The following is a 1,657-nucleotide window of genomic DNA, read 5'->3' as shown; positions in this document are numbered from 1 at the left end:
TTCAGCGATTCCAGGTGCTGGACGTTGACGGTGGTGATGACGTCGATCCCGGCGGCGAGCAGCTCCTCGACGTCCTGCCAGCGCTTGGCGTGCCGCCCGCCGGGGATGTTGGTGTGCGCCAGCTCGTCCACCAGGACGACGGCCGGGCGGCGGGCGAGCACCGCGTCGACGTCCATCTCCTCGAACTCGGTGTCCCGGTAGTGCCGGCGGACACGGGGGACCACCTCCAGGTCGTCGAGCATCCCGGCGGTGTGCTTGCGCCCGTGGGTCTCGATGAAGCCGACGACCACATCCGCCCCGCGATCCCGCCGCCGGTGCGCCTCGTCCAGCATCCGGTACGTCTTGCCGACGCCGGGAGCCGAGCCGAGGTAGACCCGCAGCCGTCCGCGGCGGTGCACGGTGCCGGGGGTGAGGTCAGGGGACATGGGCGTTGCGCTTTCTGACGAAGGGTGCCGGTACGGGCGTGCTGTCGACTTCCACGCGGAGAGGTGAGGTGCCTCGCTAGGCGGACGGGAAAAGCGGGCGACCGACCCGGAAGCGGCAGGTGTGTCCACCGCGCCCGGGTCGGTCCCGATCCTCAGCGTGCCGAGGAGATCACTTCGCCTCGCTCACGGCCTTGTTCAGCAGGACGACATTGACGCCCTCCTGACCGAGGAAGCCGAGCGAGCGGCCCTCGGTGTACTTGTCGACCAGCTGGTTCAGAGTCTCGGACGGGATGTTCTGTTCCCTGGCGACCCGGTTGACCTGCTCCTTGGCGTACGCGACGGAGATGTGCGGGTCGAGGCCGGAGCCGGAGGTGGTCAGTGCGTCGGCCGGGACGCTCGCCGGGTCGACGCCGTCGAAGGCGGCGACGGCGGCGCGGCGGTCGTTGACGGCCTTGAGCAGGTCGTCGCTGTTCGGGCCGAGGTTGCTGGCGCCCGAGTTGTCGCCGGCGTAGTTGTTGGCGGAGGGCCGGGGCTGGAACCACTTGGGGTCCGGCTTGGGCTCCTCCTTCGGGTCGTCCGGGTTGGCCTTGGGCAGGTTGTAGTTCTGGCCGAGCAGGCTGGAACCGACCTCCTTGCCGTCGGACTTCACGATCGAGCCGTTGGCCTTGTCGCTGAAGGCGACCTGGCTGATGCCGGTGATCAGCAGCGGGTAGGCGATGCCGCACAGGACGGTCATCACCAGCAGCGCCCGCAGCGCGGTGAGGTGGGTGCGCACGATGGTGGGCATGGTTCTCGTTCTCTCAGCTCAGACCGGGGATGAACTGGACGATCAGGTCGATCAGCTTGATGCCGACGAACGGCACCACCAGACCGCCGACGCCGTAGATCCCGATGTTGCGGGCCAGCAGCGAACTCGCGTCGGAGGGCCGGTACTTCACGCCGCGCAGCGCGAGCGGGATCAGGCCGATGATGACCAGGGCGTTGAAGATGATCGCCGAGGTGATCGCGGACTGGGGGCTGTGCAGGCCCATGATGTTCAGGTGCTTCAGGCCCGGGTAGACCCCGGCGAACATCGCGGGGATGATCGCGAAGTACTTGGCCACGTCGTTCGAGATCGAGAACGTGGTCAGCGCGCCACGGGTGATCAGCAGCTGCTTGCCGATCTCCACGATCTCGATCAGCTTGGTCGGGTTGGAGTCCAGGTCGACCATGTTGCCGGCCTCCTTGGCCGC

At 68.0% G+C, this 1,657-nt stretch carries 2 protein-coding genes and 1 pseudogene; all 3 read right to left on the bottom strand.

The window, feature by feature from the left end; translation table 11 throughout:
• Nucleotides 1-425 (bottom strand): histidine kinase (locus ACWC9T_RS41785; protein ID WP_449826246.1); only part of this gene is annotated, 425 nt, incomplete at its 3' end.
• A gap of 169 nt (nucleotides 426-594) precedes the next feature.
• Entirely contained in the window at nucleotides 595-1,212 is a 618-nt protein-coding gene (gene kdpC, locus ACWC9T_RS41780) for a potassium-transporting ATPase subunit KdpC (RefSeq protein ID WP_449826245.1), read from the bottom strand.
• 13 nt (nucleotides 1,213-1,225) lie between these two features.
• Nucleotides 1,226-1,657: pseudogene (locus ACWC9T_RS41775) on the bottom strand (potassium-transporting ATPase subunit B); the annotation flags it as partial.

The sequence above is a fragment of the Kitasatospora sp. NPDC001159 genome (assembly GCF_053598235.1).
The sequence above is the reverse complement of the archived record's forward strand: the minus strand, read 5'-3'. Positions and strand labels throughout refer to the sequence as shown.

Bases quoted from the DNA above. Each gene is read 5' to 3' on its own strand.
- kdpC (WP_449826245.1), bottom strand. From the start codon at position 1,212: ATGCCCACCATCGTGCGCACCCACCTCACCGCGCTGCGGGCGCTGCTG.